The sequence below is a fragment of the Geobacter psychrophilus genome (assembly GCF_056821595.1).
In genome coordinates this window covers 3719766-3737998 of the sequence record NZ_JBXDTU010000004.1, presented here as the reverse complement: position 1 = coordinate 3737998, position 18233 = coordinate 3719766, and the positions used below count along the sequence as shown (strand labels likewise).

At 56.0% G+C, this 18233-nt stretch carries 19 protein-coding genes; 1 reads left to right on the top strand and 18 read right to left on the bottom strand.

Going from position 1 to position 18233, the window contains the following annotated elements:
- Positions 1 to 60 precede the first annotated feature (60 nt).
- Both ACOCF6_RS19915 and ACOCF6_RS19910 read right to left on the bottom strand, forming a co-directional pair.
- Positions 61 to 666: a hypothetical protein gene (locus tag ACOCF6_RS19915; protein ID WP_482462068.1), complete on the bottom strand. Its 606-nt coding sequence runs from the start codon at positions 664 to 666 to the stop codon at positions 61 to 63.
- A gap of 197 nt (positions 667 to 863) precedes the next feature.
- Positions 864 to 3404, bottom strand: coding sequence for a bifunctional aconitate hydratase 2/2-methylisocitrate dehydratase (locus ACOCF6_RS19910; protein WP_482462067.1), 2541 nt, complete (start codon positions 3402 to 3404; stop codon positions 864 to 866).
- A 241-nt stretch (positions 3405 to 3645) separates the two neighbouring features.
- On the opposite strand from ACOCF6_RS19910, the gene ACOCF6_RS19905 reads away from it, so the two are divergent.
- Positions 3646 to 4368 (top strand): c-type cytochrome, encoded by a 723-nt coding sequence (locus ACOCF6_RS19905; protein ID WP_482462066.1) that lies wholly within the window; start codon positions 3646 to 3648, stop codon positions 4366 to 4368.
- A gap of 78 nt (positions 4369 to 4446) precedes the next feature.
- Here the strand turns inward: ACOCF6_RS19905 and amrB are convergent, their stop codons facing one another.
- From amrB to ACOCF6_RS19825, 16 genes are all read right to left on the bottom strand, one after another.
- Positions 4447 to 5250 carry an AmmeMemoRadiSam system protein B gene (gene amrB / locus ACOCF6_RS19900; protein WP_482462065.1) on the bottom strand — a complete coding sequence of 268 codons (804 nt, stop codon included), beginning with the start codon at positions 5248 to 5250 and terminating at the stop codon, positions 4447 to 4449.
- 18 nt (positions 5251 to 5268) lie between these two features.
- Positions 5269 to 5874, bottom strand: coding sequence for an SMC-Scp complex subunit ScpB (scpB, locus tag ACOCF6_RS19895; RefSeq protein ID WP_482462064.1), 606 nt, complete (start codon positions 5872 to 5874; stop codon positions 5269 to 5271).
- A gap of 18 nt (positions 5875 to 5892) precedes the next feature.
- Positions 5893 to 6327 carry a large conductance mechanosensitive channel protein MscL gene (gene mscL / locus ACOCF6_RS19890; RefSeq protein ID WP_482462063.1) on the bottom strand — a complete coding sequence of 145 codons (435 nt, stop codon included), beginning with the start codon at positions 6325 to 6327 and terminating at the stop codon, positions 5893 to 5895.
- Between the two features lie 11 nt (positions 6328 to 6338).
- On the bottom strand, positions 6339 to 7178 hold the full coding sequence (locus tag ACOCF6_RS19885; protein ID WP_482462062.1) for a segregation and condensation protein A: 840 nt from the start codon (positions 7176 to 7178) through the stop codon (positions 6339 to 6341).
- Position 7179: 1 nt separating this feature from the next.
- Complete coding sequence (trpS, locus tag ACOCF6_RS19880) at positions 7180 to 8163, bottom strand: tryptophan--tRNA ligase (protein ID WP_482462061.1); 984 nt, start codon at positions 8161 to 8163, stop codon at positions 7180 to 7182.
- Between the two features lie 89 nt (positions 8164 to 8252).
- Entirely contained in the window at positions 8253 to 8936 is a 684-nt protein-coding gene (locus tag ACOCF6_RS19875; protein WP_482462060.1) for a site-2 protease family protein, read from the bottom strand.
- 89 nt (positions 8937 to 9025) lie between these two features.
- A complete protein-coding gene (locus ACOCF6_RS19870; protein ID WP_482462059.1) occupies positions 9026 to 9841 on the bottom strand; it encodes a formate/nitrite transporter family protein in 816 nt (271 codons plus the stop codon).
- A gap of 130 nt (positions 9842 to 9971) precedes the next feature.
- Positions 9972 to 11366, bottom strand: coding sequence for a tetratricopeptide repeat protein (locus tag ACOCF6_RS19865; RefSeq protein ID WP_482462058.1), 1395 nt, complete (start codon positions 11364 to 11366; stop codon positions 9972 to 9974).
- Between the two features lie 205 nt (positions 11367 to 11571).
- Positions 11572 to 12819, bottom strand: coding sequence for a serine hydroxymethyltransferase (glyA, locus tag ACOCF6_RS19860; RefSeq protein ID WP_482462057.1), 1248 nt, complete (start codon positions 12817 to 12819; stop codon positions 11572 to 11574).
- Positions 12820 to 12911: 92 nt separating this feature from the next.
- Complete coding sequence (gene rpiB, locus ACOCF6_RS19855) at positions 12912 to 13358, bottom strand: ribose 5-phosphate isomerase B (RefSeq protein ID WP_482462056.1); 447 nt, start codon at positions 13356 to 13358, stop codon at positions 12912 to 12914.
- 1 nt (position 13359) lies between these two features.
- Positions 13360 to 14592 carry a beta-ketoacyl-ACP synthase II gene (gene fabF, locus ACOCF6_RS19850; RefSeq protein ID WP_482462055.1) on the bottom strand — a complete coding sequence of 411 codons (1233 nt, stop codon included), beginning with the start codon at positions 14590 to 14592 and terminating at the stop codon, positions 13360 to 13362.
- An 85-nt stretch (positions 14593 to 14677) separates the two neighbouring features.
- Entirely contained in the window at positions 14678 to 14911 is a 234-nt protein-coding gene (acpP, locus tag ACOCF6_RS19845; protein ID WP_482462054.1) for an acyl carrier protein, read from the bottom strand.
- Between the two features lie 110 nt (positions 14912 to 15021).
- Positions 15022 to 15759 carry a 3-oxoacyl-[acyl-carrier-protein] reductase gene (fabG, locus tag ACOCF6_RS19840; protein WP_482462053.1) on the bottom strand — a complete coding sequence of 246 codons (738 nt, stop codon included), beginning with the start codon at positions 15757 to 15759 and terminating at the stop codon, positions 15022 to 15024.
- Positions 15760 to 15803: 44 nt separating this feature from the next.
- Positions 15804 to 16241: a 3-hydroxyacyl-ACP dehydratase FabZ gene (gene fabZ / locus ACOCF6_RS19835; RefSeq protein ID WP_482462052.1), complete on the bottom strand. Its 438-nt coding sequence runs from the start codon at positions 16239 to 16241 to the stop codon at positions 15804 to 15806.
- A 24-nt stretch (positions 16242 to 16265) separates the two neighbouring features.
- Complete coding sequence (gene fabD / locus ACOCF6_RS19830; protein WP_482462051.1) at positions 16266 to 17192, bottom strand: ACP S-malonyltransferase; 927 nt, start codon at positions 17190 to 17192, stop codon at positions 16266 to 16268.
- Positions 17193 to 17239: 47 nt separating this feature from the next.
- The gene (locus tag ACOCF6_RS19825) at positions 17240 to 18223 is read right to left on the bottom strand and encodes a beta-ketoacyl-ACP synthase III (protein WP_482462050.1); all 984 of its coding nucleotides are present in this window, start codon (positions 18221 to 18223) and stop codon (positions 17240 to 17242) included.
- Positions 18224 to 18233 lie beyond the last annotated feature (10 nt).

Here is an 18233-nt window from a genome sequence, read left to right as displayed (position 1 = left end):
ATGGCCGCCTTTTGAGTTACGTAAATGTCCCTGGAATTCTACCGGGTCAGGTGTCTCATTTCACTTTCTGAGTACCGTCCCCTTATACTCCGTAAATTCCTTATGATGTCCCTCAGTGATCTCCCTTTCGTAGTCGGTGACCGCTTCCTGATATTCGTGGTCCGTCAGATCATTGATCGGATCTTTCTCGTCGATTACATAATAATCGCAGCCGTCCGAGCCGATTTCTTCAATCATTTTGGCCTGGGACAGCGGATTTAACGACACCCGGGCCACCATCAAACCGATCCGGGGACTTTGCTGGACATAGTATACTTTGCCCGGTTCAAAGACTATTTTGCCGGTTTCGAGACTTTCGGTTCGGGCGATCAGATACTGCAGGCCAGGCTCGATATCAGTCTTGGCAATGCAGCCTTTCCCCTTGGTTACCCCGATCCCTTTCTTGCCCAGGTAGGTAAAAAAGTTGATGGCGCCACCGAAACTTGTCGTTCTGGCAATCACCAGTGCCGCCTTGCCCGGTTGCGGCTGCACCGTGGCAATGTTCAGCCTGTCGTCTTTTTTGACCATGTGGGACGGGGAACAGGCGGCCAGCAGCAGGACAAGAGGAAGCAGGATGAGGATGTGGGGCAGCTTTCTGAATTCCGATACCGTGGTGATGACGTTCATTGAAATCCTCCTGAGATGATTTTGTACTCAACATTGTATGGGGACTGCAACTTCACCACAGCACTCCGTGGCTGGAAGGTTGGAGGCTGGATGTTAGAATTCGTGGAAAACAATTTAAAACCCCCGCCCGGGCAAGCCCGAACGGAGGTCATTGTACAGCATCAGCCTCTCAGCCTCAAGCTTTTATTAGTAACACCTTATTTGTATTCAGGCATCTCATCAAACTGCAGGTATTTGTAGATCTTGTCCTTGTTGGGCTCGATTTTCTCTTTGTATATCTTGAGGAATTCGGCCGGCTTGGGCAGTCTGCCCAGCAGTGCCGTCACTGCGCCCAGCTCGGCTGAACCGAGATAAACCTTGGCTCCGTTGCCGATACGGTCATCGAAGTTACGGGTCGAGGTGGAGAACATGTTGACTCCATCCGGTACGCGGGCCTGGTTGCCCATGCAGAGCGAACAGCCGGCGATCTCGATGCGGGCACCGAAGGCGCTATAGACCGAGAAGTAGGCCTCGTCCTTGAGCTGGGCCTGATCCATACGGGTCGGCGGGCAGATCCAGGTACGGACGGCAGGGTTGAACGGCTGGCCGCGCCAGATTTCGGCAGCGGCACGGAAGTGGCCGATGTTGGTCATGCAGGAACCGAGAAACACGTCCTGGATAGCGGTGCCGGCAACTTTGGAGAGCAGCTTGACGTCATCGGGATCGTTCGGGCAGGCTAGGATCGGCTCGGTGATCTCTTTCAGGTCGATCTCGATCACAGCAGCATATTCGGCGGCCTTGTCGGCCTTGAGCAGGGTCGGTTTCTTCAGCCAAGCCTCTACAGCTTTGATGCGGTTCTTGAGGGTGTTGGCGTCCGAGTACCCTTCGGCGATCATCTTCTTCATCAGAGCCACGTTGGATCTCAGGTAAGTGGCAACCGATTTCTCGGAAAGCTGGATGCAGCCGGCAGCAGCGGAACGCTCTGCAGCGGCGTCGGTCAGCTCGAAGGCCTGCTCGACAGTCAGGTCGGGAAGACCTTCCATCTCCAGGATGCGTCCGTTGAAGATGTTGACCTTGTTCTTCTTGGGCACGGTTAAGAGGCCCTGCTTGATGGCCCAGTAAGGAATAGCGTTGACAGCGTCACGCAGGGTCATGCCCGGGTTGAGCTTGCCCTTGAAACGCACCAGGACGGATTCAGGCATATCCAGCGGCATGAAGCCCATGGCGCCGGCAAAGGCCACCAGACCGGAACCGGCCGGGAAGGAGATGCCGATCGGGAAACGGGTGTGGGAGTCGCCGCCGGTGCCGACGGTGTCGGGCAGCAGCAGGCGGTTCAGCCAGGAGTGGATCACGCCATCGCCGGGACGCAGGGCAACGCCGCCGCGCTCGGCCGTGAAACCGGGCAGGTTTTTGTGCATCTTGACATCGGCCGGTTTGGGATAGGCGGCGGTGTGGCAGAAGGACTGCATGTACATGGGAGCCTGGAACTTGAGACAGGCAAGTTCCTTCAGTTCGTCGGCGGTCATCGGGCCGGTGGTGTCCTGAGAACCGACTGTGGTCATCTTCGGCTCGCAGGCGGTACCAGGCATGATGCCGGCTACGCCGCAGGCCTGGCCAACCATCTTCTGGGCCAGTGAGAAGGCCTGTTTGGCCTTGGGCTTGGGATTATCCGGCAGGGTGAAGACAGTGGTCGGCTTGAGGCCGAGGGTCTTGCGGGCCTTGTCGGTCACAGCGCGGCCGATGATCAGCGGGATGCGACCGCCGGCGCGGAACTCGTCAGCTACCGTATTGGGAGAAATAGTGAACTTGGAGAGGACCTTCTTGCCCTTCTCGTCGGTGATGACACCCTTCTTGGCATCAATCACGATTACATCGCCGGTTTTCATGCCAGTTACATCGGCCTTGAGCGGCAGTGCGCCCGAATCCTGGGCGGTGTTGAAGAAGATCGGGGCGATAACGCCACCGATGATCACGCCGGCAGTCTTCTTATTGGGAACGCAAGGAATCTCGTCACCGATGGCCCACAGCACGCTGTTGCAGGCCGATTTGCGGGAGGACCCGGTACCGACCACGTCACCCACGAAGGCAACCTGAAAACCCTCTTTACGGAACTTGGCGATGGTGGCCAGGCCGTCCTTGAAGCGGGTCTTGCCCATGGCCAGTGAGTGCAGAGGAATATCGGGACGGCTCCAGGCGTCGCCGGCAGGAGAGAAGTCGTCGGTGTTTATCTCGCCGTCCACCTTGTAAACCTTGACCTTGATTTGATCGGGCACACCTTTGCGCTTGGTGAACCAGTCGGCATCGGCCCAGGACTTGAGGACCTTGGCTGCAGCGGTGTTCTTGCCGGTAGTGGCCAACTTGGCGACTTCGTCAAAGGCGTCGTAAACCAGCACGATGCCGGACAGGGCACAGGCGGCTTCATCGGCCAGCTTCTTGTCTTTCAGAGCTGCTACCAGAGGGGCCACGTTGTAGCCGCCGATCATGGTACCGAGCATGCGGATGGCGGCAACCGGGTCGATCAGGGGGGATTTTTTCTTGCCGGTGACGATCTCGGCCAGGAACTCAGCTTTGACCTTGGCGGCCGGGTCAACACCCGGGGAGACACGGTTGGTGATCAGGTCCAACAGGAATTTTTCCTTGCCCTTGGGTGGCTTGACCAGCAGTTTGGCCAGGTCAGCAGTCTGCTCAGGGGTCAGCGGCAATGGCGGGATACCCTGCTTGGCGCGTTCTTTCTCGTGCTGCAAATAGGCTTCGATCATCGATGTTCCTCCTTGTGGTATGGTGAATCGGTCCGGATGTATCGGCAGGGTAAAAATGCATACTGTATACAATTTATAGCGCAACTTGTCAATGCTGTTCAATACAGTACAGCACCATAAAAATAGATCGTTACCAATGCATTACCATTAAAGTCAATTTTGGTCTTATTTGTCTTGCATTTATCTGCCTGTTATCGTACTTAATAAGACATCATTTCATTCAATCACAAACGAGGTACCTATGCTTTCGATGCAGATGAAACGGATCCTGCTATACGGTGTTCTGGCTATCACCGCTCTTTCGGGATGCGGTGGCAGTAATGAAACAAACGCTCCGGCAGTCAAATTGACCGCATCAGTTGTGCAGTCTGCTGTGGCGTCGCCGGCCACGGATACACATACCCACACAGTCACGATTCCGTTCAGTGATCCCGGAACCGCTTCCCAGGTCAACTACCAGAGCAGTGCCGTCAACGGACACTCTCATACCATTGCTCTTTCAGCCCAGCAGTTTTCTGATGTGAAGGCCGGCATGAGGGTCATGGTTACGTCAACAGCGGCTTCGGATGGTCATACCCACACCTGGACCATTCTGGGAGGAAACTATCTCTACGATTCCATGTGTTACAATTGCCACTCCAATGACAAGCGCGGATCGCGCGGCATGTCCGACCGCCCGCATACCACTGCCCAGCGTGATGCACTGCAGAACCCCGCTGCTGCGCCATTATCCAGCGCTCCTCCGGCAGACCCCACTGTTGTTCCGACGACATCCGGCACCCTCAACGGCAGCGATCTTTACAGCCTCTACTGCACCGGGTGTCATGGACCACTCGCGTCAACTTCTATAAAAACCAGGGGAACAGCAGCCATCAGCTCGGCAATTACAGCTTCCGGCAGCATGACCTCCGTCAAGGGACTGACAGCAGAGCAGATACAGGCAATCGCCGCTGTCCTGCCATAGCATTCTGCGGAATAACCGGCAACAAAAAAGGGCCCCGCCGCGGGGCCCTTTCTGTTGTACTCAAATCTACACAGTTTCCTACCAGACCGCAACCGCCGCATACCCCACAACCTGCCGGTTATCACCTGTGACGTCGCCACTGGTCCCGTAGGCGACCAGCTCAGCCTGCGAAGCACCCAGCTCTCCGGCAGCCACCAGCATGACGGCGGCCGGCACGGCTCCGCACATGGTGATCTGTTCTTCCCGGCAGACCCGCAGCAGCCCTTCCGGGTCACGCTTCAGCACCCGGTCCAGCGCCAGACCGTCTTTGCGTTTGGCAGAATCAGCAGACTCGTAATGGGTCATGTCCGAACTGGCCACAATCAGCACATCACCGTCATAGGCCCGGATAGCCGCAGCGATCCCCTCCCCTATCTTTCTGACGGCAGCATAGTCACCGTGGCCGAGACAGATGGCAGAGACCGTTGCATCCGCCTGCAGATACTGGATAAAGGGTACCTGCACCTCCAGCGAGTGTTCGAATTCGTGGGCCGCCGTATCCGGCTGGACAAGGGGGGCATTGAGTTTCAACAGTGCATTCAGGCGCGAATTGATATGGATCGTGCCGAGCGGCGTGAGCCATTCACCATCCGGATACAGGGCCACACCGGCACCGGTGCCGTGATGGTTGGGGCCGAGGATCAGAACGGTGGTGGGGATTTTTATGGATGCGAAAACCGCAGCGGCGATGGCGCCGGAGTAGATGTAACCGGCATGGGGTGCGATGATGCCGATCACTCTGCGTGTGCCGGGGATGCCCGGAATCATCTCTGCCAGATCACTGCGCAGCTGTTTGCTGTTGCCTGCGTAAAACTGTCCTGCCACTGCCGGTTGACGCTTCATGGAAGTATCCTCCTGCGTTCATGTCTCGAAAAGCGGCGGTGAATCTGCGTCTGTCAGACCGCCGTCCTGCCCCAAGGGCAATTCTTCCTGCCGTTCATAGTGCGGGATATCGTCAAGGGCCTGGATCTCTTTCAGGGTCGGCAGGCTCTTCAGGTCCTTCAGGCCGAATATCTCAAGGAACTCCTTCGACGTGCCGTAGATCAGGGGCCTCCCGGGGATATCCTTCTTGCCCAGTATCCGCACCAGCCGCTTCTCCAGAAGGGATTTCAGCACGCCGCCGCAATCCACTCCGCGCAGGTGCTCCACCTCGGCCCGGGTTATCGGCTGGCGGTAGGCCACGATGGCCAGCGTTTCCAGAGCCGATTGGGAGAACTTGGCCGATTTGGCCTTGATATGCCGCGTTACGTACTGCTGCATTTCGGGACGGGTCCTGAACTGCCAGCCGCCGGCAACCTCCACCAGCTGGACCCCTCCATTCCGCTCTTCGTGGGCCTGTACCAGCGCCGACAGGGCCTCTTTGACATCCGCACGTTCGTATTCGGTCAGCAGCTCACAGAGCCGATCCAGCGAAACGGGGGATTCTGCGGTAAAGAGTATGCATTCAATAATAGCAGGCAGTGACATGATTACAAGGGTACCGGTTTAATCAATCTGGGAGGTGCACTGGGAACAGCGCGTCGCGGCCAGTGGCACGGTTGACAGGCAGAACGGGCAGGCCTTTGTCTCCGGGGCCGGAGCGGCCGGGGCCTCCCGCTTGAGGCGGTTGATCTGCCTGACCATGATAAAGACTACGAAGGCCATGATGGCAAAATCAACCATCGAATTGATAAACAGGCCGTAGTTGAGGGTGGCCGCACCGGCCTTTTTGGCTTCAGCCAGGGTCTCGAACGGCTTTCCGGAAAGATTGATGAACAGGGCGGAAAAATCCATCTTGCCCAACAGCATCCCGACCGGAGGCATGATGATGTCGTTGACCAGAGACTGGACGACCTTGTTGAAGGCGGCACCGATGATGATACCGATCGCCAGGTCAATGACATTACCCTTGAGGGCAAATTCCTTGAATTCCTTGAACATAGCAGTGCCTCCTATTCCGTGGATATCAATACTTCGGATGCTTCGACCGGATCCTCCTGCGTGACTGAAGGAACAAACCAGATATTTCCTTGGGGGCCGTCCTGAAAGATGCGGATCATCTTGAGACGGCACAACTCCAACAGGGCCAGAAACGTCACGATGACCCGCTCACGGGTCAATTCATCCCGCACCAGCTCGTCAAACTGTACCGTAGAGCGTTCCTGAAGCAGGGAAAGGATCTCGTTGATGCAGTCGGCAATACTGAAGGTTTCGGCGGCAGCCACATCGTGAAAATGTTCGGCCGGAATACGCGCCAGCAGACCACGGAAGGCATCCACCAGGTCGAACAGGCTTACCTCCAGAGGCCCCTCCACATTCTGGGCCGCAACCAACTCCGGATCAGACCAGGTCCGGGCAAAAACCTCACGCCCCAGCAGCGCCCGGGCACCAATTACCTGGCCCGCCTCCTTGTACTGCTGATACTCCATCAGCCGCCTGATAAGCTCGGCCCGCGGATCATCCTCTATGGCTTCACCCTCTTCCGGCTCATCCAGCGGCAGCAGCATGCGGGACTTGATCTGCAGCAAAGTGGCCGCCATGACCAGAAAATCCCCAGCCACCTCCAGGTTGAGCTCCTTCATCACCTTGATGTAATCCAGATACTGGCGGGTGATGGTTGCAATCGGGATGTCGCAGATATCCAGTTCATTCTTGCGAATCAGGTGCAGCAGCAGGTCCAGGGGCCCGTCGAATTTATCCAGATGGACGCTGTAGCCTTCATGGATGCCATCCAGCAGTCCGGGATCTTCATCCCGCCCGTGATGCTGACCAACCTCGCGCCCGGGGTTCATCTCAGAACTTCAATGCCGCGCGGACTTCCGCCATGACACTGTCGGAAATCAGCGTTGCCCGGGCACTGCCGTCCGCCAGAATTTCGTCGACAAACTGGGGTTTGGCAGCCAGCTCTTCCCGTTTTGCCCGGAAAGGTGCCAGACGTTCGTTCATGCAGCCGGCCAGAATCCGTTTGCACTCCACGCAGCCGATAGTGGCACCCTTGCAGGCCGGAATGATCTCATCCAGCTTTTCCTGGGGCACGTAGATGCGGTGCAGGTTGAAGGCCACACACACATCCGGATCGCCCGGATCGGTGCGCCGCACCCGGGCCGGGTCGGTCATCATGGAGAGCACCTTTTTGGTGGTCTCCTCGGCCGTATCGGACAGGTAGATCGAGTTACCGTAGGACTTGCTCATCTTGCGGCCGTCGAGACCGAGCAGTTTGGGGGTCTGGGTCAGCAAAGCCTCCGGTTCGGGAAATACGTTACCATAGAAATTGTTGAAACGCCGGGTGATCTCGCGGGTGACCTCCAGATGCGGCAGCTGGTCATGCCCCACCGGCACACGGGTGGCTTTGTAGAGGATGATATCGGCTGCCATCAGCACCGGGTAGCCCAGAAAGCCGAAGGTGGAAAGGTCCTTGGTCTCCAGGTTGTCCTGCATCTCCTTGTAGGTCGGGCAGCGCTCCAGCCAGGAGACCGGCGTGATCATGGACAGGATCAGGTTCAGTTCGGAATGATGCGGCACCAGGCTCTGGCGGAAGATCACGCATTTTGCCGGGTCAAGGCCAAAGGCCACCCAGTCCAGCACCATCTCGCGGATACTGTCGCGGATGCCGGAGGTGTCGGCATATTCGGTGGTCAGGGAATGCCAGTCGGCAACAAAAAAGAAACAGTCAAAATCATCCTGCATCCTGACCCAGTTTTCAAGAACACCGTGATAATGGCCGATATGCAGTTTTCCGGTCGGCCGCATGCCGCTGACAACGCGTGCTTTGTTCATGTTATTGCTCCAAATAGATATAGTATGGAAACGGGGATTTTTCGGGAAGACTTACGCAGCCAGGACGAAAAAGCACCGTTTCCCGCACATTACCGCATCATCAGACGGGTAACGCCCAACACCAGATCACTTTGCGGACCGGCCAGCAGGTGGACGCCAATGCTGAGAAGCGGAGAAATGACATAGGAAAAGAGATTGGTAAAGAACACCAGGACGATGATAATCACCATGCCGTAGGGTTCGATGCGGGCCAGGGCAGCCGCCTGACGGTAGGGCAGCAGGCCGGTCAGCACCCGGCCGCCATCCAGCGGCGGCAGCGGTATCAGATTGAAGATGGCCAGCAGCAGGTTGATATACACCGAGAAGGCCAGCATCAGCACCAGCGGTTCACTGACCATGGATAACTGCGACCCGGGGGCCGCGGCGGGATTGGCAAAGGCGACCAGCCCGCGCAGCAGTATGGCTGAGACAAACGCCAGCAGGAAATTGGTAATCGGTCCGGCCGCAGCCACCCAGATCATGTCGCGCTTGGGATTGCGCAGGTTCTCGTACACTACCGGAACGGGCTTGGCCCAGCCGATGCCGACAAAGAAGATCATCAGGGTGCCGACGAGATCGATATGCTTGAGGGGGTTGAGGGTCAGGCGGCCCAGCATGCGCGCCGTGGGGTCTCCGTAGCGCCAGGCAATAAAACCATGTGAGACTTCATGACAGGTGATGGCCAGCAAGCCTGGCACCAGCATGATGGATAGCTTGAAGAGGAAATTTTCCATTGGATTCCTTGCTAAATAAAGATACCTGTCATTTCTAACAGAACGGCACGTCTAAGTCAATCAGGCCGCCCCGCAGTTATAGGCCTCGTTCAGCGGGATTCGCGAACTGCGGCGCCATGCACATACCAGTAGGCACACGCAACAAAGACAACACCGCCGACGATATTGCCGAGGGTTACCGGCAGGAGGTTATCGACGAGAAAGGCGTTCCAGGTCAGGGCCGGGTCAACGCGGCCGGTACGCTGCGAGATCATCAGTCCGGTGGGTATGAAATACATATTGGCAATGGAATGCTCAAAGCCGCTGGTGACGAAGGTCATGATCGGGACGTAGCAGGCCAGCAGCTTGCCCGGCACATCCCGTGCAGCGGTGGCCATGAAGACCGCCAGACAGACCAGCCAGTTGCAGAGCACTGCGCGGATGAAGGCCACCGGGAACGAGAGCTTGCACTTGGCCGCAGCGATGTTGACGGCCTGCTCGGCCACCGTGCCCTGCTCCCAGAGGTGCGACTGAAACATCAGCCAGGCGAAAAACAGGGATCCGAGGAAGTTGCCGACCAGCACGAGTCCCCAGTTTTCAGCCAGCTTTCCCCAGGAGATTTCTCCGTGCAGTGCCGCGGCGGTCAGCAGGCTGTTGCCGGTAAACAGTTCGGCGCCGCAGATCACGACCAGCATCAATCCGATGGAAAAGACACTGCCGGCCAGCAACCGGGACACCCCCAGCCCGGCAAAGCTGGCCGCATCCTGGCTGACGACCGTGGAGAGCTGAGCTCCAAAGGCGATATAAAACCCGGCCAGCAGGCTGAGTACAAAGGTGCGGCCAAAGGTCTGGTGCAGGACACGGCGCCCAGCGGCGATTATGGCCTGAACAGTTTCGGACGGTGTCAGAAAACGCTTTGTCTCCACCTCTAGCCCTCCTTTGAGCAAAAACAGATTCTTCGATACAGTGACGAGCGGTTGAATACAGCAAGAAGTAAAGCCGGATGCCGTTGCAACGTTGCATTCTCAATCCCTGACTTTGTTCATCAGACCCTGCTTACACGATTTGACTCTTTGAGCGGGCCGCCCCCTGCTGTGCAAATTCCAGAAGATTCGAATCCGGATATTGCCTGATCAGAATCTCGTACAGGGTAAGGGCATCTTTATGGCTGCCGGATTTTTCGGCAAGTTCAGCGATCTGGAAAAGACGTTTCTGGGCTTTTATGGCATCACCGGCTGCAATTGCAGCGGAGTGCAGGCACCAGGCAGCATCCAGGAGTTGTTTCTTTTTCTGATACATATTTCCCAGTATTTCCAAGGAGTAGGCCGAAAGCTTCAGTTTGCGGCGATCGCCCCCCATCTTGTCAAACAGCTTCATACTGATATCGGCAAAACCACGCTGGGCAGAGGCATCTATGGCAGTGGCAGCTACGGTACGTGCCATTTCCCTGTTTCCGCTGCGCAGGAGCAGGATCATCTGTTCAATCTGCCCCCGAATCGGAGCGGTCATGGACGCTTCAAGCTCCCTGGCAGCAGCTAGAGCTGCCTGCACATGGTCATCATCGATTTCCAACATCCGTTGTTCAATATCATCACAATCAGGTTTGGCTTCATTGGAACGCGCAGGAACAACCGGCTCGGACACAACCTCATTGACCTCACTGGCAATCAGCGGCTCATCCGCTATGAAATCCAGTTGAACGAAATCATGGGCAACAAAAACACCGGCCAGCCGGCCGACCAACAGCGCAATCGTAGACAATATCCAGACGCAGAGCAGATTAGCGAGAAATGATGCGGTTCTGGAAGAATCCTTGAACCCGATATACACGATAATCAGGGCAGGCAGGAGCGCATAGAGGATCATTACCAGGCTGCCCCCTATCAGATTGCTCCAGAAGGGCGCTAGATCGGCCCTGCGCTGTTTCACCAGCCAACGCCAGCTGTAACGGCTGAAAAGCCCTTTCGTCGTACTGCTGAAAAGGGAAATAAGCAGGCAGAGAGTTGGCAGCACAACTGCAATGATGATCAGCATGAGCCGCAACAGCTGCAGTCCCGGAGACTGAAAAAACAGCATCGGATTTTCCAGCAGAGTCAAAGCTCCAAGCAGGGGATTTTTTGTCACCAGCTTCCAGATAACCAGCAAGGGAATAAACCAGACAAGGTTCAGCAATAGAAAGCGTCCGGTGTACGCCAGGATCTCTCCAGGATCGTTGGTCGGATCCATGTCAACACGGCTGGCTGGAATTGCAAAACGCATGGCTGTCATAGTTACAAAAGCGATCAGGAGCGGCAGCCAGATGTAGACACGGTAGATTCCAACGTGACTGCACAGCCAGTTGAGCAGCAGGATTCCCACTGCAACCGGCAATGCAGACACATACGTCTTGGGCGAAACATAGATACTGACGACCTCGCCACTGGTTCCCCTGAATGTTGAGACAGGTTGCATTACGCAGTACTCCCTTTAAGGATAATTACGATGGGACTTGATGTGTATAACATCGGAAATATGAGATCGTCAAAGCAATTGCCACGGAGAGAGAAGTCGGAAAAACAACTTCCTGGAAGTGAAAGGAGATTTGGGCTACAGGAGAAAGTAAATCCCCCCGTGCAGCACACCTTTTTCAAAGTGGCATGCAGCGGGGGGAGGAAAATTACTTCAAACGGCTGGCGTACAGCGGAAACCTCTTCATCATCTGATTGACCTGCACCTTGATGGCCGCAAGCCTTTCATCATTGTCGATGTTGGCAACGACATCGGCGATGAAACCGGCCACCTGGTCCATCTCGGTCTCCTTGAGGCCATGGGATGTGCAGGCCGGCGTCCCGACGCGGATACCGGAGGTGACAAACGGCGAACGGGTCTCAAACGGCACGGTATTCTTGTTGACAGTGATACCGGCCTTGTCCAGGGCCGCCTCGGCCGCCTTGCCGGTGATCTCCGTGCCGGAGAAATCGATCAGCATCAGGTGGTTGTCGGTGCCGCCGCTGGTCAGTTTGAAGCCGCGCTGCATCAGGGAAGCAGCCAATACCTTGGCGTTCTTGGCAATCTGCTGCTGATAAATCTTGAACTCCGGCTGCAACGCCTCCTTGAAGGCCACCGCCTTGGCAGCGATGACATGCATCAGCGGGCCGCCCTGGATGCCGGGGAAGATCTGCGAATTAACCGTCTTGGCAAATTCCTCGCGACAGAGGATCATGCCGCCGCGCGGGCCACGCAGGGTCTTGTGGGTGGTGGTCGTGACGAACTCGGCATAGGGGATCGGGCTGGGATGGACACCGGCGGCCACCAGGCCGGCAAAATGGGCCATATCAACCATGACAACCGCACCAACCTTATCGGCAATGGCGCGGAAGGCCGGGAAATCGATGATGCGGGGATAGGCGCTGGCACCAACCACGATCATGCGCGGTTTATGTTCCACAGCCAGTCGTTCGACCTCGGCGTAATCGATGGTCTGGGTCTCGGGAGAAACACCGTACGGTACGATATTGAAGAGTTTGCCGGAAAAATTGACCGGGCTGCCGTGGGTCAGATGTCCGCCATGGGACAGGTTCATCCCCAGGATGGTATCACCCGGCTTGCATGCCGCAAAGTAGACCGCCATGTTGGCCTGGGACCCGGAGTGGGGCTGGACATTGGCATGCTCGGCGCCGAACAGCTCCTTGGCACGGTCGATAGCCAGCTGCTCGACCACATCGACGTGCTCGCAGCCGCCATAATAGCGCTTGCCGGGATAACCCTCGGCATACTTGTTGGTCATGATCGAGCCCTGGGCTTCCAGTACTGCTTCGGAAACAAAGTTCTCGGAGGCGATCAGTTCCAGGTTGTATTCCTGGCGCTCGGTCTCATGGCAAATGGCTTCGGCAACTGCGGGGTCAAACTGCGATAGAATTGACATGTGCTGCTCCTTCGATAATGGGGGTCTGCAAAAGCAGAAACGGGACCAGTTATAGTCCCGCTCCAGTGCGTTTCAACAATCCGTCTGAATCATCAGTATTTTTTTTCTATTTCGGTAATCTTGTCCAGCCGCCCCTGATGGCGACCGCCTTCAAAGGTCGCATCCAGCCAGGCGCTGACCAGGTCACAGGCCTTCTGCTCGTCAAGCACCCGCCCGCCCAGCACCAGGATATTGGCGTTGTTATGCTCCTTGGCCATACGGGCCATGAAGTCATCAGTCACCAGTGCCGCCCGGATACCGGGAAACTTGTTGGCGGCAATCGATATCCCGATACCGGTACCGCAGATCAGAATGCCGGCATCGGCCTCATTGTGAGACACAAGCAACGCCACACGCTCGGCAAAATCAGGGTAGTCAACCGAATCGTCAGAGTTGGTAGTGCCGGCATCGGCAACCTGAATATCCCGTTCCTGCAGAAAAGGAATCAGTGCCTGTTTGAGATTATAGCCGCCGTGATCGCTGCCGAGAGCTATCTTCATATCACACCTTCTTGAACAGCAGGGTCGCGTTGGTGCCGCCGAATCCGAAATTGTTGCTCAAGGCGTACTCAAGCTTCGCTTCCCGGGCAGTATTGGGAACATAATCAAGATCGCATTCCGGGTCAGAATCGGTGTAATTGATGGTCGGCGGGACAACGCCCTTATCCATTGCCATCAGGGTGTACACCGCTTCAATTCCGCCAGCAGCTCCAAGAAGGTGGCCGGTCATTGATTTGGTTGATGAAACCATTAGTCTCTTGGCATGGTCGCCGAAGACGCTCTTGATCCCCATCGTTTCATACAAATCGCCAATCGGCGTCGAAGTACCGTGTGCATTTATGTAGGAGACCTGTTCAGGAGCAACGCCGGCATTTTTGAGGGCCATCCGCATGCAACGGGCACCTCCTTCGCCATCCGGAGCAGGCGACGTCAGGTGATAGGCATCGCCGGTCATACCGTAGCCCACAACCTCAGCGTAAATCTTGGCTCCACGAGCTTTTGCCGCCTCGTACTCTTCCAGAATAACAATCCCTGCACCTTCACCCATAACAAAACCATCGCGATTTTTATCAAATGGACGGGAGGCTGCTGTCGGGTCGTCATTCCTGTCGGAAAGCGCCTTCATGGCAGCAAAGCCGCCAATACCGAGTGGGGTGATAACTGACTCTGTTCCGCCGGCAATCATGGCATCCGCATCGCCACGCTTGATAATGTGGTAGGCATCGCCAATCGAGTGTGTACTGGTTGCACAGGCCGAAACGGAAGAAATATTCGGGCCCTTGGCCCCGTATTTGATGGAAATATGGCCCGGAGCCAGGTTAATGATCAGCATGGGGATGAAGAAGGGAGAAATCTTTTTGTAGCCGCCCTCCTGCAGAGCCAGGTGGTATTTTTCGATGGTGGGGAGACCACCCAGACCGGAACCGACCAGAACTCCGACCCGCTCAGCGTTCTCTTCGTTTATGACCAAACCTGAATCCGCCATGGCAAAATGGGCGGCAGCCATGGCGTACTGGATGAAGAGGTCCATCTTCTTGATTTCTTTTTTTTCGATGAAATCCTCGGCATTAAAACCACTGACTTCACCAGCTATCTTGACCGGCAGATCGGAAGCGTCAAAACGGGTAATCAGGCCGATGCCCGACTGCCCTTTGACAAGTGCATCCCAGTTGGCGGCGTTACCGGTACCAAGTGGTGAAACCGCGCCGACTCCTGTAATAACAACTCTTCTCATGGTATTAGACTCCCTGGGCTAACATGTATAAAAAACGACGTCAGAAAAGAAAAGAGGGGAGCATCTCCCCTCCTCCATTGTGTTTCTAGCTGTGTTCGGTGATGTACTCGATGGCATCGTTGACCGACTGGATCTTCTCGGCGTCCTCATCAGGAATTTCGATGTCGAACTCTTCTTCCAGGGCCATAACCAACTCAACCGTATCGAGAGAGTCGGCACCCAGGTCATCCATAAAGGAAGACTCAGGCAACACCAACGCTTCTTCCACACCCAACTGTTCAGCAACGATTTCTTTTACCCTTTTTGCGATGTCAGACATATTTCACCTCCGTGTGATGTAAACCCTATTCAGGTTTCTTCGTCTAAGCCAGGATTGTTAATTAAGCATGAAACCATCAAATGTCAATTTTTATTTTGCTGCAATCCAACTTACATGTACATGCCACCATTGACGGAAAGAACATGACCGGTGATATAAGCGGACGCCTCACTGGCCAGGAACACCACCGCATTGGCGATGTCATCGGCACTCCCCAGCCGCTCCAGCGGAATCTGGGCGGTCAGTTCGTCACGCACCTTCTCGGACAGGGCATCGGTCATGGCCGTGGCAATGAATCCGGGAGCAACTGCATTGACGGTGATACTGCGCTTGGCAAGCTCACGGGCGTTGGACTTGGTAAGTCCGATCAGACCGGCCTTGCTGGCACAGTAGTTGGCCTGGCCGGCATTTCCCATCTGTCCGACAACCGATGCGATGTTGATGATGCGGCCGTAGCGCTGTTTGCTCATGACCTTGAAGGCTGCCCGGGTGCAGAGGAAGGCACCTTTCAGGTTGACATTCAGCACCGCATCCCAATCCTCGTCCTTCATACGCATCAGCAGACCGTCACGGGTGATCCCGGCATTATTGACCAGGATATCGACGCGGCCGAAGGCCTCCGTAGCTGCATCGATCATGCGTTCGACATCGGCCGGCGCAGTTACGTTGCCGACAACGGCCAGCGCCTTGTGGCCTGCGGCCTGCAACTCGGCCACAACTGCGTCAGTCGCCGCCTGGTCCATATCTACGGCAACGATCGTTGCCCCTTTGGCAGCCAATGCCAAAGAGATGCTCCGTCCTATCCCGCGGGAAGCCCCTGTTACGACAGCAATCCTATCCTTAGGCATAACAACCCCCTATATTTTTTGTGTAAGAATCTCGCAATAGTATTCTACGCTTTATCGGCAAAGGCCGCCTTTAATTCTGCTTCGGTTACCAGCTTGTCATCTACATACGCCTTGCCGTTGAAATACCAGATGCCGCGCTTGCACGTTACCGCTTCCAGCTCAAGGCGGAGCTGGTCTCCAGGAAATACCGGCTTGCGGAATTTTGCGTTGTCAATACCGGCGAAATAGGTAACCTTCGATCGCACACTCTCGTCAGACGACAGAATAGCCAATACACAGGCCACCTGCGCCATTGCTTCGATAATCAGGACCCCGGGCATAACGGGATGACCCGGAAAATGGCCGGTAAAAAACGGCTCATTGATGGTAACGTTTTTCAATCCGACGATGCGCTTGCCAGGTTCCATCTCCGTGATACGATCCACCAGCAGAAAAGGGGGACGATGGGGAAGAATCTTCATGATCTCATTGACATCAAGCATTTCTGGCTCCTTTCAAACAGGAAATCAATTCAGGATGGCTTTCAGGCCGGCACTGTCCTCAATATTTGCAAGCTCTGGCTCTTTTGATATACGTTTGACCAGCCCGCACAGCACCTTGCCGGGACCGATCTCGATAAAACGCGTCACACCCTGCCCGACCATAGCGATGATAGACTGCTCCCACAATACCGGTGCACAGACCTGCGTCACCAGCAGTGGCCTGACCTGCTCCTTGGCAGCATTCGGCAGGGCTGTGGCATTGGCGACAACCGGCAGGGACATATCAGACACCGTGATGGCGTCAAGTACGCTTGACAGTCTGTCTGCAGCAGGTTTCATCAAGGCACAGTGAAAGGGAGCACTGACCGGCAGCAGCATGGCCTTGCGGAATCCTCTTCCTTTGGCGATCTCAATGGCTCGGTTGATTGCAGCCGTACTTCCGGCAATAACAATCTGGCCGGGGGAATTGAAGTTCGCCGGAGAGACGACCTCACCCTGGGCAGCTTCCCGACAGATATCCTCCAGCTCATCTTTTTCGATGCTGAGCATGGCGGCCATGGTGCCTGTTCCGACCGGAACCGCTTCCTGCATGAAGGTTCCGCGGGCACGAACGGTCCTGACCGCATCGGAGAATGCCAGGGCACCGGAACAGACCAGGGCAGAATACTCACCCAGTGAGTGCCCGGCCAGGTAATCGGCCTTCAGGGCAGTTTCCTGCTGGAGAACCCTCAGCACGGCAATACTGGTGGTCAGAATAGCCGGCTGCGTGTTCGCCGTCAACCGCAACTGCTCTTCGCTTCCCGAAAAGCAGAGGTCCGAAAGCTTGAAGCCGAGGGCCTCGTCAGCCTCTTCAAAAACCTGTCGCGCAACCGGAAAGGCATCGGCCAGTTCCTTACCCATGCCAGGGTATTGCGACCCCTGTCCGGGGAAGATAAATCCAATTTTGCTCATAATAGACCTTCCATCACAAAATTAAATGCCAGAGACAACACCCATCCCTACCAGCGCATCAAGACTGAACCATAAGTGAAGCCACCGCCAAAGGCGTCCAGCATCACTATGTCTCCCGGCTTCAAAACACCGGCCCGGTTAGCCTCGTCAAGTGAGATCGGGATGGAAGCGGACGAGGTATTACCGTAGTTATGCAGATTGATAAACACCTTCTCATCGGCAAGACCGAGGCGTTTTGCAGTTGCATCAATTATGCGGCGATTTGCCTGATGGGGAATGAACAGGGATATATCTGCGGGGGTCATGCCGTTGGCGGTCAGGGCGGTGCAGGCCGCTTCCTCCATGCCCCGGACAGCGTGCTTGAACACGTCATTCCCTTCCATTCTGATAAAAAAGAGACGTTCATCCATCGTTTGCTGATTGGTGGCCGGGTTACGGTTGCCGCATCCGGGCTGGTAGAGCGTATTCCAATAGGAGCCGTTGCTGAAAATGTGGGTGGACAGGAGTCCCGCGTCACCTTCGACGGCCTCCAACACCGCTGCCCCGGAACCGTCGCCGAACAGGATGCAGGTATTGCGGTCGGTCCAGTCAACGATGCGGGACAGGACTTCGGCCCCGATCACGAGCACCTTTTTTGCAGCACCGGTGCGGATATATTTGTCGGCCAGGGAAAGACCGTAGACAAAACCGGAGCAGGCCGCTGAAATATCGAACACAGCAGCATTAACAGCACCGATTTCATGCTGGACGATACAGGATGTAGCCGGAAAGGGGAAATCGGGAGTGACCGTTCCAAGAACGATCATATCCAGCTCTTTAGCATCGATCCCGGCCATGAGCAGCGCCCGCCGGGCGGCCGCGACGGCAAAGGTGGAGGTGAACTCGCCTTCAGAAGCAATGCGTCGCTGCTTGATGCCGGTTCGGGAGGTAATCCACTCATCGCTGGTTTCGACCATCCGTTCCAGGTCAAGATTGGTGAGGATCTTCTCCGGCAGAGCAGAACCGGTTCCTGTTATTCTGGCCCTCAGCACACTGTCTCCA